General features: G+C 52.9%; 12 protein-coding genes. 10 read left to right on the forward strand and 2 right to left on the reverse strand.

All coding sequences use genetic code 11. The features are described from left to right. Positions 1-30 precede the first annotated feature (30 nt). Positions 31-447 (reverse strand): DVU0524 family FlgM-associated protein, encoded by a 417-nt coding sequence (locus N7E73_RS04030; protein WP_432737742.1) that lies wholly within the window; start codon positions 445-447, stop codon positions 31-33. A 234-nt stretch (positions 448-681) separates the two neighbouring features. Between N7E73_RS04030 and N7E73_RS04035 the strand changes: the two genes are divergently transcribed. The 5 genes from N7E73_RS04035 to mtnA all read left to right on the forward strand — a co-directional run bounded on the left by N7E73_RS04035 (position 682) and on the right by mtnA (position 7,543). Then, a complete protein-coding gene (locus tag N7E73_RS04035; RefSeq protein WP_432737743.1) occupies positions 682-1,533 on the forward strand; it encodes an NAD(+)/NADH kinase in 852 nt (283 codons plus the stop codon). Between the two features lie 7 nt (positions 1,534-1,540). Then, a complete protein-coding gene (locus N7E73_RS04040) occupies positions 1,541-3,286 on the forward strand; it encodes an ARMT1-like domain-containing protein (RefSeq protein ID WP_432737744.1) in 1,746 nt (581 codons plus the stop codon). Between the two features lie 284 nt (positions 3,287-3,570). Then, on the forward strand, positions 3,571-4,851 hold the full coding sequence (locus N7E73_RS04045) for an MltA domain-containing protein (protein ID WP_432737745.1): 1,281 nt from the start codon (positions 3,571-3,573) through the stop codon (positions 4,849-4,851). Positions 4,852-5,043: 192 nt separating this feature from the next. Beyond that, the gene (gene gatB, locus N7E73_RS04050; protein ID WP_432737746.1) at positions 5,044-6,489 is read left to right on the forward strand and encodes an Asp-tRNA(Asn)/Glu-tRNA(Gln) amidotransferase subunit GatB; all 1,446 of its coding nucleotides are present in this window, start codon (positions 5,044-5,046) and stop codon (positions 6,487-6,489) included. Between the two features lie 16 nt (positions 6,490-6,505). Next, entirely contained in the window at positions 6,506-7,543 is a 1,038-nt protein-coding gene (gene mtnA / locus N7E73_RS04055; protein ID WP_432737747.1) for an S-methyl-5-thioribose-1-phosphate isomerase, read from the forward strand. Between the two features lie 142 nt (positions 7,544-7,685). Here mtnA and N7E73_RS04060 read toward each other — a convergent pair whose 3' ends face one another. Beyond that, the gene (locus N7E73_RS04060; RefSeq protein WP_432737748.1) at positions 7,686-7,958 is read right to left on the reverse strand and encodes a hypothetical protein; all 273 of its coding nucleotides are present in this window, start codon (positions 7,956-7,958) and stop codon (positions 7,686-7,688) included. Between the two features lie 461 nt (positions 7,959-8,419). On the opposite strand from N7E73_RS04060, the gene rimP reads away from it, so the two are divergent. From rimP to N7E73_RS04085, 5 genes are all read left to right on the forward strand, one after another. Further along, the gene (rimP, locus tag N7E73_RS04065) at positions 8,420-8,887 is read left to right on the forward strand and encodes a ribosome maturation factor RimP (protein WP_432737749.1); all 468 of its coding nucleotides are present in this window, start codon (positions 8,420-8,422) and stop codon (positions 8,885-8,887) included. A 71-nt stretch (positions 8,888-8,958) separates the two neighbouring features. After that, entirely contained in the window at positions 8,959-10,323 is a 1,365-nt protein-coding gene (nusA, locus tag N7E73_RS04070; protein WP_432737750.1) for a transcription termination factor NusA, read from the forward strand. 21 nt (positions 10,324-10,344) lie between these two features. Then, positions 10,345-10,575 (forward strand): YlxR family protein, encoded by a 231-nt coding sequence (locus N7E73_RS04075; RefSeq protein WP_432738832.1) that lies wholly within the window; start codon positions 10,345-10,347, stop codon positions 10,573-10,575. Positions 10,576-10,581: 6 nt separating this feature from the next. Then, positions 10,582-13,497 (forward strand): translation initiation factor IF-2, encoded by a 2,916-nt coding sequence (gene infB, locus N7E73_RS04080; protein WP_432737751.1) that lies wholly within the window; start codon positions 10,582-10,584, stop codon positions 13,495-13,497. A gap of 58 nt (positions 13,498-13,555) precedes the next feature. After that, complete coding sequence (locus tag N7E73_RS04085; RefSeq protein ID WP_432737752.1) at positions 13,556-13,843, forward strand: DUF503 domain-containing protein; 288 nt, start codon at positions 13,556-13,558, stop codon at positions 13,841-13,843. Positions 13,844-13,849 lie beyond the last annotated feature (6 nt).

Consider the following 13,849-nt stretch of genomic DNA (forward strand, 5'->3'; position numbering starts at 1 on the left):
TCCGCCCATGAAGGAAAACATCCGGCCCGATCAGAGCATTGTCCGGTCGACCTTGTCCAGAGTTATCTCCCAGAGCCTGTTCATGACCTGAGCCTTGTCTTCACGCGGCAGGTCAACGACACCTTCAGGCGTTGCCTTCAAAATCTGTACGTCACTGCCATCGAGCGGATACTCGAAAAGATAACGCGCACCGAAATCAAGCTCTAGCTGTTCTAATATATCGGACACTACCGGATTTTCATTACCCGAGACGATGAGATTTTCGATAATTTCCCGGGAAATCTTTTCCACAAGCTCACGACGCCTTGCTTCACGCGAAATAGTAACAGTGTCCATCGACTCGGACCGATTCAGGGCACGCCGGAATCGGGCCAATCGCTTGGCACTGGTAAGCTGCTTTCCATAGGTGCGCAGCATGTTTCTTACTTCAGCAGGGGTGTGAGACACAGTACGTAATCCTCCTCATACATCATATCGGCAGGTTCCAATATACCCTTTAGGGGTGAGGAAGAAAAAAGCAAAAAAAAGTTCAGCATTCTTTTCAAAATGTTAAATGCAACCAGGCTGAAAACTGGTAAATTTATCGTCAAAAAATGTATAGTAGGGGTGATGAAATTTTTAATTTTTTTTACTCAAGCAAATGGTTGAATCTTGAGCCCCTTTCTAATAGGAGAGAACTCTATGTCTGAGAGTCAAGGTTCTGTACTTATAGTAACAAAGATCGGTGGCGGCCCTGCCTCGATACTGGGGAACGACATCGCCCTGTGGCTTAGCCGCCGGGGTGTTGACTCCTTTGTTGTCGAACACCCGTATCCGCCTGCTAAAATTGATGTTTCCAGATACCGTGAGAACTGCATGCTTGTGCTGGTTCTTGGAGGAGACGGCACATTCATCAGTGTCGCCGGAGACGTCATCGACTGGGAAGTTCCAGTGCTGGGCATAAATCACGGTCGTGTGGGTTTCCTGGCAGAGGTCCTGCCTGAGGACTGGGAAACAGCCCTTGAAAGATTTTTCAGCAATGAGCTGGATATTTCCCGTCGTACTGCCTTTGATTACGAAGTACAGCGCGGCAACGGAATTGTAGCCCGCGGAGTTGCCGTAAACGATCTGGTTATCTCAAGGGGTATGGTGGCAAGAATAATATCCCTGGATATAGGCCAGAAGGGCCAGTGGATAAAAAACCTGCGCGCGGACGGACTGATTATCTCCACCTCAACCGGGTCCACCGCATATAATGTTTCCGCCGGAGGCCCGCTTGTGCACCCGGAACTTTCCGTCATGTGCGTGACTCCGGTCTGTCCTTTCCTGAACGGAATAAGGCCCATGGTTCTGCCTGCTAAAAATCCGCTGACCATTGATATTGCCGAGGCATCGGGAGATGTCTACCTGACTGAAGACGGCAGGGTTCCCTATCCGCTGAACCGCGGATACCGGATAATCATCAAGAAACACAAGACGGAACTGCTGCTGGCCAGAATCAACAGCAATACATTTTTCCAGAAACTCAGGAGCAAGGGCTTCCTTTCGGAGTAATCAACCTGTGAGCATACTGCCGGATTTTACATCTATCGAGGACATCAGGTACGGGGAAAACCCGATTTATGATGCCTGGCTTCTGCACTTCATGACCGCCAACAACCTTGAGAGCTTCATCGATCCGGTGAAGAATGCTTCTCCGGAACAGTTGCGCTTCATGGTCGCCCTTGAGGACAATCAGGTATTTGCCCCCTGCTCGGACTGGCAGTTCCGCAGGCTGGTAACTCCCGGACTGGAATCCGACCTGCTCAAGGTATACGCCTTTGCATGGCATGTGCTGGTCAAGCTGGTGAAAAACCACGTCACCGACCGCTACCAGCGTCGACTGATCCTGAACCTTTGCCGCCACAAGTTCAAGCAGGCGCTTGATTCTTCCATCATGATCCCATGGCGGCTGCTCAAGGGGATGGTTACAATTTTCCTGAACCGCTCCGGGCTGGACGACCCCTACCGCAACCGCAAGAGTGTGCTCTTCAGCCGCGGCAAAGCATTTGTTGAAAGCGATTTCTTCCGCAGGGCCATTGAATCCTGCCCCTACCCTGTTCCTGACTGCGAATGCCTCGGAGATATGCGCTTTGAACTGGACATGGTGGAGCTGGAACGTTTTTTAAGGCTGGCAACCCTGCCCGACCAATGGAGTCAGGAGCTATTCAGCGGTGATTTCAGCAGATTTTCCAAGATGTACTCCCGCGACGATGTGGATTTCTCACCGGTTCGCAATATTTTCCACGCCAATGGCGCAGGCCTGAAAATACTCTACCTGCCTGACGAGACCGGCGGACTGATGACCGACCTGCTGACCATCAAGTCTCTGCTGCGTCAGGGACACAGCGTAATCCTTTCCTTGCGTGAAGGATTCTGTTTTGATGATCCCACATTCTGGGATCGCGACAACGACCCGGTTCTAGCAGAAGCTCTCAAGAGCGCCCTGTTCATATCGGAAAACCGCATTTCCAAAAACGACCTGCTGGCAAGCCTGCGGCAGAATCCTTTTGTAGTCATTTCCGATGGAACCAGAGAACGCCTGAACCTGATCCGCTGCAGTGTTACCTTTGCCCGGGCCTGGAAGGAATCCGACCTGATTCTTGCCAAGGGCTGGGGCAACCGGCGCAGGCTTATCGGCAACTCGCATCAGTTCACCCGAGATGTGATCTGTTTCTACCGCACACTTGAAGGTGAATTCCGGCTTGAGTTCAAAGCAAAGTCACCCCATACCCGGAAATTCACCGAAGCCGATATTTCAGCTAAAGCGGACGAGATCATTTCCGAAATGCAGCAGGCCCGTGCCCAGCGCAAGGCTGTTATGTTCTACAGCGCCGTCGTGGGCAGCATTCCCGGACAGGTGGATACAGCCATCAAGGTACTCAATACCTTTGTCGGCCATCTGCGGGACCGTCTGGCCGACACCTACATAATAAACCCGGCGGAACATTTCGAAGAAGGCATGGACGCCGACGACCTCATGTTCATGTGGGAAAAAGTTCAGCGCAGCGGATTCATAACCGTATGGCGTTTCCAGACCTATGCCGACATCGAAAAAAGCTTCGAACTCATGGGAGAGAAGGTTCCGCCTGTCTGGGCAGGTAAGGACGCCACCTACTCCACCGGCTGCACCAAGGAAATGCACATAGCCCAGGACGTTCAGCTGCGGCACCGCGAATTACAGATAATCGGCCCCAATCCGGAAAAATTCCTGCGCCGGCGCGAGTACGGGGTTGGAAGATTCAGCGACGTGGTCATAGAGGCTTAAGGGCGTTTTCAATTGCATTGGATGAATTGCCGATTCTCTATCTTTCGTGTCGGCAGCACATAATCCAGACAAGAAAAACACCGAGTTACCTGCATAAATCCAGTTGAAACATCCGGGCAAAGACAAGTATACATTTATTCCTGAATTGTACTGGCAGAGCCGGAAGATACAGCCGTATCCTACGGATACAACGGATAATGCCCATACCTGAGGAAATTCCGGCGGCTGAAATTTGAATTAATTTTGCAGGGCAGTCCGCCCTGACATTTTATATAGAAGTTGTAATGAATAAAAATTTCCCCGTTTTCAGAGCCGTGCTCACCATCAGTATGCTCGCCTTTCTTTTTTGCGGATGCGCGGCCAAAGTATACACTACCCCGCAGAAACAGGTCATCAAATCAGGGACCAGCACAAAGGTATGGGTTAGCAAACGTCCGGGCCAGAAAATCACGACAGGCCCCGTGCGGTTCGAAAAGATGACTTCACAGGCTGCGGAACTTGCTGCCCGCCGTCTTTCCGCCGGGTCGCAGGACATGGGTGCATGGCGCGATCTCGGACCGGAGATACGGAAATCAATCGAATATGTGCGCCGTAATCCCTCCGGAGGTCTTGCCCTGCAACGCAAGGAATTGAGGCTTACCTGGGGCCAGTTGCGCAAATCACTTGAAGATCTGGAAAGACTGCTGCCGCTGCTTGACCGCAACCCGGAGTTGCTTGGAAAGAACTTCGTCTGGTATGAACTCCAATCAGGGGCGGAAATGACCGGGTATTACACCCCGGTGATAGAAGCCAGCCTGACCAGAACAGGGCCCTACAAGTACCCCATTTACAGATTGCCTCCGGACCTGCGCAAGGCCCAGCCCGGTCAGACCCACCCATGGTCCGAAAAACTGCGCAAGGCATACCGGGTTGAACAAGGCAGGATTCTGCCGTATCATTCCCGCCGAGCCATTGACATAGACAAGGTTCTGGCCGGTCAGGGACTGGAAATAGCATGGCTCAAGGACCCGGTGGACCTGTTCTACATGCACGTTCAGGGCGGAGGCGTATTGCAGCTGCCGGACGGCAGACTTCGTACTGCAGTTTTCAGCGGCAGCAACGGACTTGATTTCAAGGGACTGGGCAGCATCCTGCACCAGAAGGGCATCCTGAAAAAAAACCAGCTCTCCCGTGAGAACATCAAGGACTACCTGCTCCGCAATCCCGGACACATGTGGGAGCTGATGGCTGAAAACGAAAGTTACATATTTTTCAAGATCACCCGCGGCCAGCCTCTGGGAGCCATGGGCAAGGCACTGCAGGGCAAGGTAACCCTCGCTACCGACCCGCAACTGCTGCCGCTGGGTTCCATAGTATCCTTCCGTACTGATATTTATCCTACAGAAGGACGCCCTGCCCGGAGGGTGAACGGGATCGGACTGGCTCAGGATACGGGTAAGGCCATTCGCGGAGCGCGGCTTGATTATTATATCGGTACCGGGAACGAGTACAAGTACGGAGCGCACCACCTGAAAAATCACGTGCCCGTATATCTGCTCATCAGCCGCTCGGCTCTGCGCAGGTAAAGAGCTGAGCCATCTCTGCTCTCCATATCCGTAAGACTCGAAGCGAAGCTTCTCGCCTAACGGCTAATGGGCCTTTGGAATCCCTGTCAGTTTCAGGTTATCAATTGAAGTTTTTTTAACGAGTACGGAGTAGCATGCATCTCCGTCTCCCCACGGCCCGCTGTGGGCATATATATAAGGATGGTATAAACTATGACTCAGTTTGAGACTGTTATCGGGCTTGAAGTTCATGCCCAGCTCAAGACCAAAACAAAGATTTTCTGCGGATGCTCCACCGAATTCGGCAAGGACCCCAACGAGAACGTATGCGAAGTCTGCTCAGGCATGCCCGGCGTTCTCCCGGTTCTCAATGAAAAAGTAATGGAATATGCCGCCAAGATGGGACTTGCCACCAACTGCACAGTGAACCAGAAATCCATTTTCGCCCGCAAGAACTACTTTTATCCGGACCTTCCCAAAGGCTACCAGATTTCCCAGTTCGACCTGCCCATCTGCGAACACGGACATCTTGATATATCCTATGAGGATGCCGATGGTAAAACCCAGAAAAAACGCATCGGGATCACCCGTATCCACATGGAAGAGGATGCAGGCAAGAACATCCACTCCGCAGCAGAGAACGCCAGTTTTGTCGACCTTAACCGTACCGGGGTACCTCTTATCGAGATCGTAAGTGAGCCGGACATGCGCAATGCGGATGAAGCCGTGGCCTATCTCAAGGGGTTGCGCTCCATCCTGCTCTACCTCGGCATTTGCGACGGTAACCTTGAAGAAGGCTCCTTCCGCTGCGACGCCAACATTTCCGTACGCCCCTTCGGACAGGAAGAATTCGGTACACGTGCGGAACTGAAGAACATCAACTCCTTCCGCAACATCCACAAGGCCATCCGCTACGAAGTTGCCCGCCAGATCGACCTCATTGAGGACGGCGAGAAGGTTATACAGGAAACCCGCCTCTACGATGCGGACAAGGGAACAACCCACTCCATGCGCGGCAAGGAAGAAGCTCACGATTACCGTTATTTCCCGGACCCGGACCTCGTTCCGCTGGTTATCGCCGACGAATGGCTGGCCGAATGGCAGTCATCCCTGCCCGAACTTCCTGCCGAACGCAAGGCCCGCTTCATCGACGACATGGAACTCAGCGACGACGATGCCGAACTCATCAGCTCGGAAAAAGAAGTTGCCGACTACTTTGAGGCAGTACTTGAAATCCACAACGACCCGAAAAAGGTGGTCAACTGGATCAAAGGCGACTTCCTGCGCGAACTCAACCAGTCCGGCATGAGTGTGGCTGACTGCAAATTCAGGCCTGAAATGATGGCCAAGCTGATCCAGCTGGTGGAAAAAGACGTAATCAGCATCAAGATTGGCAAGGACATCTTCAACGATGTTTTCACCAACGGACTTGATCCCGAGAAATACGTAAAGGACAAGGGTCTGGTACAGATTTCCGACTCTTCCTCCCTTGAAGCCGTGGTGGACAAGGTTCTGGCAGAGAACCCTGCCGAAGTGGAAGCATTCAAAGGCGGCAAGCAAAAGCTGATGAGCTTCTTCATGGGCCAGATCATGCGCGAGACCAAAGGCAAAGCCAATCCCGGCATGGTCAGCAAAATGATTACCGAAAAACTTTCATAACCCAAGCGAGATTCAAATGACCGAGCATATTCAGTATTCCCCGGAAAAGGATGCACTTGTACTGCTTGACCAGCGCTACCTGCCCACCCGTGAGGACTGGTTCGACTGCAAGACCACCGACGATATAGTCGAAGCACTCGTAGTCATGGTCGTTCGCGGGGCTCCGGCCATCGGCGTAACTGCTGCCTACGGCTGCTACCTTGCCGGACGCGAAGTTTCCGGCAGCTCAGACTGGAAAGCGGAACTCGGAAAGAATCTCGACAAAATCGAAAATGCCCGTCCCACTGCAGTAAACCTGCGCTGGGCCGTGCGTGAGATGAGACGCGTATGGGCGGAATCCGGGGATGTTTCCCTTGATGAACTGTGCTCCATCTGGCTCGAACGCGCCAAGGAAATCCATGTCGACGACATCCGCATGTGCGAAGATATCGGCAGATTCGGCGGCGAACTCATGGATGACGGCGACACCATCATGACCCACTGCAATGCCGGGGCTCTGGCTACTGCAGGCTACGGGACCGCCCTCGGTGTTATCCGCGGGGCCGTGGACCAGGGCAAGAAGGTTTCCGTAATTGCCAATGAAACACGCCCGTTCCTGCAGGGTGCACGCCTCACTGCCTATGAACTTCATCGCGATGGCATTCCGGTAAAGGTTGCCTGCGACAACGCCTGCGCGCTGCTGATGAAAAAGGGACTGGTCCAGAAAGTGGTCGTCGGCGCAGACCGCATCGCCGCCAACGGTGACGCTGTCAACAAGATCGGTACCTTCGGTGTGGCCCTGCTGGCCCGCGAGTTCGGCATCCCGTTCTACGTTGCCGCGCCGGTCTACACCATAGACCCCGAAACTCCCACCGGTGACGACGTACCCATCGAAGACCGCACTCCCACCGAAGTCACCCACGTGGCCGGTCACCGCATCACACCTGAAGGAGTGGAGGTATTCAACTTCGCATTCGATCCCACTCCTAACGAGCTCATAGCCGGGATCATCACAGAAAAAGGGGTGCTCAGGCCCCCTTACTCCGAAGCCATCAAAAAGCTTTTTGAAGAGTAAAAAGCCTTATCAGCATGCAAATAAGGAAAATGCCTCCGTCGGTAACCGGCGGAGGCATTTTTATGGTCCATAAATAAAAATCCCGGTCCGACCGAAGCCGAACCGGGATCTAATCTACAGAGTCGAATGCGTTACTTTCGAATCAGACCGTGTGGAAAATGATTCCTCCGACACGGATCTCGGGAACAATTCCCTGAGTCGCGTTCACGGGGATATACCCCATGGTTGCATCTTCCACCGGGAAATTTGTGGTTGCATCCACGCTGCGCGTTCCCTGAGTCGCAGGGGAGATTTCAACATGCCCGGCAGGACCGGGAACAGTACTCCCAGCAGGTCCGGCTGAAAAGGTTGCTGCCGGAGCCGCCTGAACATGACCGGCAGGTCCGGCCACTATGTTATCGGTAAGAACTGGCATTGAAAAATCCCCTGTAAAAAAGCTTTGTCCACTACTATAAAAATAATGTGTCTCGCTGAGATGTCAAATCTACCCCCTATTATGAATGAAGTCAAAGATGGGTTTGCGGTTGTTTTGGGTGTGTGTTAAATTCCAGCTGAATTGATGTAGAAGCTCACCGCTCAGACTCTCCTTCTGAATGTCATTTTTGACAAAAATCACCGCAACACTTGACATTAGGCCGTGATACGCCTAAGTTTCGGTCCTCGGTGCGGGTGTACCTCAGCGTTCCTGAACGAACTGTTAACACATCCAAGTGGTTTTCTTTCCTGATGATTTTCCTTTCAGGCAGACCTCTCTCATCCGCATCAGGCCTCAATTTGTAACCTTTTGTTGGGTTGTAAGATGCTGAGGTGGGCCTTTTTCAGGTCCACTTTTTTTTATTGTATCGGGTGCAGAAGGTTTAAAAACGGAGTTTAAAAGTGGAACAAGGCTCTCTTGCCAAAAAAATAAGCGAGTTCGTGGAACCTTCAATCGAATCCATGGGACTCTCCCTCTGGGGTGTGGAAGTCACTTCCGCCAACCGCCCGGCCGTCATCATCTATATTGACAGTGAAGACGGCGTAACCATCGACCAGTGTGCCGATGTAAGCAGGGATGTGGGCCTCATGCTTGAAGTCGAGGAAATCATCGACAGCGCCTACATACTTGAAGTCTCCTCCCCGGGACTGGAACGTAAATTTTTCAAGCCGGAACAGATGCGCGGCTATATGGGGAGAAAAGTAGATATTTCCCTTGTGTTCCCCATAGACGGGCGCAAGAACTTCAAAGGAATCCTTGAACAGACAGATGATGAAGGACTGACTTTGAAACTTGACGATCAGGAAGAGCCCGTCAGCATCGAATGGGACAGGATTAAAAAAGCAAAACTCATCCATGAGTTTAAATAAAAAATCAATAAGGCAGTCATTCGGCTTGCCGGCACTGCTGCCGCGAATTTGTGCCGAAGCGGAGGAGCGATATGGGTTCTGAACTCAAAAAAGCGATTGACCAGATCAGCAAAGACCGTGGGATAGACAGAGATCTTCTCATTGATACCCTTGAAGAAGCGGTACGTTCTTCAGTGGCCCGCAAGTACGGCGACGCCATGGACATTGAGGTCAACTACAACGAGGAAGCCGGTGAAATCGAAGTTTACCAGTTCAAGGTTGTAGCTGCCGAAGTGGAAGACGAGATCAGCGAAATCACCCTTGAAGAAGCACAGGCACACGACCCCAACGTCCAGATCGACGACGAAATGGGCTTCAAGCTCAAAGTCGAGGATCTTGGCCGGATCGCAGCCCAGTCCGCCAAGCAGGTCATTATTCAGCGCATGCGTGATGCCGAGCAGGAAATCATCTTTGATGAATTCAAAAACCGTCTGCACGAAATCGTCAGCGGCATAATCCAGCGCCGCGACCGCAGCGGATGGATCATCAACCTCGGCCGTACCGAAGCTGTTCTTCCCAAGAATGAACAGATTCCCCGCGAAAGATACAAACGCGGCGACAGGGTTCAGGCCTTCATCATTGATGTACAGAAGGAATCCAGAGGTCCTCAGGTCACTGTTTCCCGCTCACATCCCGATTATATGACCGCACTTTTCAAACGGGAAGTTCCCGAAGTTGATGATGCAACCGTCAAAATCATGGGGGTTGCCCGTGATCCGGGCCTGCGCGCCAAGGTTGCCGTCAACTCCACTGACCGTGACGTTGATCCGGTAGGAGCATGTGTCGGTATTCGCGGTTCCCGCATCCAGAACATTGTTCAGGAGCTGCGCGGCGAAAGAATAGACATCGTGGTCTGGAGCCCGGACATTGCAAAATACGCCCAGAACGCCCTCTCTCCTGCGGTAATCACCAGAATCACCGTGGATGAAGAGGAAAAAATCCTTGAAGTCGTTGTTCCCGACGACCAGCTTACCGTTGCCATCGGCCGCAAGGGCCAGAACGTAAAGCTCGCCTCAAGGCTGCTGGGCTGGAAGATTGATGTCTTCACCGAATCCCGCTACGGAGAGATGAACGCAGCAAGCAAGGGCATGGACCAGCTTGCCAGCGTAGCAGAAATCCCGGTTGAGAATTTCATCTCCGCAGGATTTGAGACAATCAGCCAGATCGCCAACGCTTCCGAGGAAATTCTCATGTCCATTTCCGGCATGACCCCTTCCAAGGTTTCCGATATCAAGTCTGCCATCATGCTGCTCGGCATGAGCGACGATGAATCCGCTCCCGCAGAGGAGCAGGAACCGGTGGAAACTGTTGCCGAAGAGATCGAAGATACCTCCGAAGAGGCTGTTATCGAAGAAGCAACTGAATCCGGGGAGGAAACTCCGGAAGATGAACAATAAAGGTAGTTGTGTTTGACCGGAATGAACAGCAGCCATAAGCACGTTCCAACCCGCTCGTGCGTGATCTGCAGGCAGCGATTTGCCAAAGAAGAACTGTTAAGGTTCGTTATCGGCAAGGGGGCTTCCGATGACGAACTTATTCCGGACGACAAAAAGGTGATGCAGGGCCGCGGATACTATGTCTGCGGCGATGCAAAATGCCTTGAAAGATTTAAATTTTTTCGGCCACGGAAGAAGAAATTCAGGGGGTAGTAACATATGGCATCAAAAATTAAAGTAAAGGAATTGGCCGCCGAACTCGGGGTCAATCCTAAAGACATCCTTCAAAAGCTCCGCGAAGCAGGCGTGCAGGCTAAAAGCACTGTTGCCGATATCGACTCCGAGCAGGCTGAATCTATCCGCGCGGAACTCGCCGGAAAGTCCGGCAAAGTAGAAAGAAGGGAAGTTCAGCCCGGCGTAATCGTCCGCCGCCGCAAAAGCGGTCGCGGTAAAGGTGCGTCCGACGATCAGGAAGAAAGCGCTTCTTCCGAGAAAAAAGAAAGCAGAAAAGCTGTACGGGTGGAAGCACCTGCGGAGTCTGTTCCTGCCGGTGAGAAGAAAGAAGAGGTCAAGGAAGCGGACCAGGAAAGAAAACCCCGTCCCAAAGCTCCTGTAAAATCCGAGAAGCCTATGGTGAAAATCATCCGGCCCGAGGATATTGAAAAACAGAAAGAAGAAGCAGCCCCCGCAAAAGAAGAACCCGCAGCTGAGCCCAAAGCGGAAACACCCCCTTCTGCTGAGCCCGCTGAGAAAATTATTCCGGCCAAAGAAACTTCTGCTGCTACCCCGGCAGAAAAACCGGCCGAAGAACCCAAGGCGAAAGCGAAAGCCGAGTCCCCTGCGGATGACAAATCCGACGACAAGGATGACAAATCCGGCGATTCCGAGCCTAAAAAGAAAAAGCGCAAGAAAAAGAAAGAAGTGGAAGCGCCTAAAGTCAAAATTATTTCACGTCCTGATCCCAACCTTGAGGCAGCACGCCGTGCAGCGGAAGGTCCGGGAAGAAGACGCGTTGAATTCGACAAAGATGAAGAACGTCCCGGAGCTCGCCCCGGTGCCCGTCCCGGAGGTCGTCCGGAAGGACGTCCCGCAGGACGTCCCAGCGGTCCAAGACCGGCAGAAGGCGGTCGCGGCATGGACAGCCCCAGGTCAGCTGACAGCGGAAGACCGGTACCCGGAACTCCGCAGCCAGGCTCAGACCAGAGCAAAAAGAAGAAATTCAAGAAGGACAGACGCGTAGTCGAATTCGGCAAAGAATTTCGTGCAGACGATAACGAAAGAGATCTCGAAAGCAAATTCCGCGGCAAGAAACGCGGTAAAAAAGGCGGCAAACGCGTAGAGCTGGCTCCCCAGCAGCAGAAGCCGCTCAAGGCTGCCAAGCGCAAAATCAAGTTCAACGAGGCTATCCGCCTTTCCGATATGGCTCACCAGATGGGCGTTAAAGCCCAGGAGCTGATCAAGACCCTGTTCGGAATGGGTGTAATGGCCACCATCAACCAGTCGCTGGACCTTGATACCGCCACTCTGCTTGCCGCTGAATTCGAATACGAAATCGAAAACGTATCCTACTCCGAAGCAGATCTCCTCGTCCCCGCTACCGAAGTGGATGACGAGAAGGATATGATGCACCGTCCGCCCATCGTTACCATTATGGGCCACGTTGACCACGGTAAGACATCTCTGCTCGACGCCATCCGTCACAGTGCGGTTACCGACGGCGAAGCAGGCGGCATCACCCAGCACATCGGTGCGTACCACGTAACCACCGATCGCGGAGAAATCGTATTCCTCGATACTCCCGGTCACGAAGCGTTCACCACTATGCGTATGCGCGGTGCTCAGGTAACCGACATCGTTATCCTCGTTGTTGCGGCGGATGACGGCGTTATGGACCAGACCCGTGAAGCGATCAGCCACTCCAAGGCTGCCGGTGTCCCCATCGTTGTTGCAGTCAACAAGATGGATAAGGAAGGCGCGAACCCCGAACGTGTACAACGCGAACTGGCCGACTACGGCCTCGTTCCCGAAGACTGGGGCGGCGACACCATGTTCGTTCCTGTTTCCGCAAAACAGAAAACAGGTCTCGACGACCTGCTTGAAATGGTGCAGCTGCAGGCCGAAGTTCTTGAACTCAAGGCCAACCCCAACAAGCCTGCACGCGGTAACATCGTTGAAGCAAAACTCGACAAGGGACGCGGCCCCGTCGGTACTGTCCTCATTCAGGAAGGTACCATCAATCAGGGCGATCCCTTTGTCTGCGGCCTCTATCATGGTCGTGTACGCGCTATGTTCGATGACCGCGGCAACAAGATCGAAACTGCCGGTCCGGCCTTCCCTGTCGAGATCCAGGGTTTTGACGGCATCCCCGAAGCCGGTGACGAGTTCATCTGCGTTGCCGACGACAAGGTTGCCCGCCGCATCGCTCAGGAGCGTAAACTCAAGCATCGCGAACGCGAGCTGGCAGGAAAGTCCAAGGTTACCCTTGAGTCCTTCCTCGCTTCCAAGCCGAACCAGGAAGTACAGACCCTTAACGTTGTCCTCAAGGCTGACGTACAGGGCTCCCTGGAAGCTATCAACGAAGCACTTGCCAAGCTTGCCACCGATGAAATCAAGGTTGAAGTCATCCACGGCGGTGCCGGTGCAATCACTGAATCCGACATCCTGCTGGCTTCCGCATCCCAGGCCATCATTATCGGCTTCAACGTAAGACCGACAGTGAAAATCAAGGAAATTGCGGAGAAAGAAGAAGTCGAAATCCGCTTCTACGACATCATCTACAAGCTCGTCGGTGAAATCAAGGATGCCATGGGCGGTATGCTCTCCCCTGACATCAAGGAAGTATACCTCGGCCAGGCAGAAGTTCGCCAGACCTTCTCCGTACCCAAGGTCGGAGTCATCGCGGGCAGCATGATTGTTGATGGTAAGCTGACCAGACACGCACAGGTTCGCCTGCTGCGCGGTGGTGTGGTTATCTACACCGGAACCCTGACCTCCCTGAAGCGCTTCAAGGACGACGCCAAGGAAGTTGCCAAGGGCTACGAGTGCGGTGTGGGACTTGAAAAGTACAACGACATCAAAGAGGGCGATGTAATCGAAGCCTTCGAAGTAGTCGAAGTAGCCAGAACACTCGAATAAAAACGAAACAATACAGGGGCGGAAACTCAATTCCGCCCCTGTTTATAAATTTCATGATATGATTATCGGCGTACTGTCACTGGAATTCAGGCTGCACGGCAACAGATCACTCAAGGATAAACGCAAGATATCACTGAGCCTGAAGCAGAAGCTTCGAAACAAATTCAACGTCTCAGCATCAGAAGTTGAAGCCATGGACTCACACGAAAGGCTCGTACTCGCCGTTGTGACCGTCGCCAACGATACCCGCAAGGTGGAAAGCAGGCTTTCCAAGGCTCTGGCCATGATTGAAGCCATGAGCCCGGCAGAGCTGATCCACTGTGAAACGGAAATTTTCAGTTCCTGACCCTGC

Origin of the sequence: Maridesulfovibrio sp. FT414 (assembly GCF_050916235.1) — a bacterium.
Lineage (GTDB): Bacteria > Desulfobacterota > Desulfovibrionia > Desulfovibrionales > Desulfovibrionaceae > Maridesulfovibrio.

Bases quoted from the DNA above. Each gene is read 5' to 3' on its own strand.
- N7E73_RS04035 (WP_432737743.1), top strand. From the start codon at position 682: ATGTCTGAGAGTCAAGGTTCTGTACTTATAGTAACAAAGATCGGTGGC.
- N7E73_RS04045 (WP_432737745.1), top strand. From the start codon at position 3,571: ATGAATAAAAATTTCCCCGTTTTCAGAGCCGTGCTCACCATCAGTATG.
- gatB (WP_432737746.1), top strand. From the start codon at position 5,044: ATGACTCAGTTTGAGACTGTTATCGGGCTTGAAGTTCATGCCCAGCTC.
- mtnA (WP_432737747.1), top strand. From the start codon at position 6,506: ATGACCGAGCATATTCAGTATTCCCCGGAAAAGGATGCACTTGTACTG.
- N7E73_RS04060 (WP_432737748.1), bottom strand. From the start codon at position 7,958: ATGCCAGTTCTTACCGATAACATAGTGGCCGGACCTGCCGGTCATGTT.
- nusA (WP_432737750.1), top strand. From the start codon at position 8,959: ATGGGTTCTGAACTCAAAAAAGCGATTGACCAGATCAGCAAAGACCGT.
- N7E73_RS04075 (WP_432738832.1), top strand. From the start codon at position 10,345: ATGAACAGCAGCCATAAGCACGTTCCAACCCGCTCGTGCGTGATCTGC.
- infB (WP_432737751.1), top strand. From the start codon at position 10,582: ATGGCATCAAAAATTAAAGTAAAGGAATTGGCCGCCGAACTCGGGGTC.
- N7E73_RS04085 (WP_432737752.1), top strand. From the start codon at position 13,556: ATGATTATCGGCGTACTGTCACTGGAATTCAGGCTGCACGGCAACAGA.